This is a genomic window from Neisseria sp. SLRRB23, assembly GCF_050896295.1.
Taxonomy (GTDB): domain Bacteria; phylum Pseudomonadota; class Gammaproteobacteria; order Burkholderiales; family Neisseriaceae; genus Neisseria.
In genome coordinates, this window is sequence record NZ_JBPBFH010000156.1 from 1 (window position 1) to 386 (window position 386).

Annotated in this window: 2 pseudogenes; both read left to right on the forward strand. The window is 55.2% G+C overall.

The annotated features are described in order from the left end of the window. A pseudogene (locus ACRPFF_RS11645) lies at positions 1–135 on the forward strand (hotdog domain-containing protein); the annotation flags it as partial. Between the two features lie 123 nt (positions 136–258). Beyond that, positions 259–366: pseudogene (locus ACRPFF_RS11650) on the forward strand (peroxiredoxin); the annotation flags it as partial. Positions 367–386: the final 20 nt, after the last annotated feature.

The following is a 386-nucleotide window of genomic DNA, read 5'->3' on the forward strand; positions in this document are numbered from 1 at the left end:
CAGGAAATGAACTTCATCCGCCCGGTCAAGGTCGGCAACGTCGTCTGCTGCTACGGGCATTGCGTCCGCGTGGGCACTACTTCCCTCCAGCTTAAAGTCGAAGTCTGGGTGAAAACTTTGATGAACGACTGGGTGCGCCGGCAATGCCTGCACCGATGACGAGGACGTGTTCCGGTTTTTTCCGTTCGGATGTTTGTGGAAGTGCAAACCAGGGTTTGTCGGACTTGCTTTCGGTTTGCGGGATGGCTTCGGTCTGCCATCGAGCGCAGTACGTTTGTTCTGAATACGGACGGTGAAATCGTCCATGACTGGAGGAAGGTCAAGGTGGCGGGTCATGCGCAGGAAGTGCTGGAAACGCTTTCCTGATTATGCGGGTTTCGCTTCCT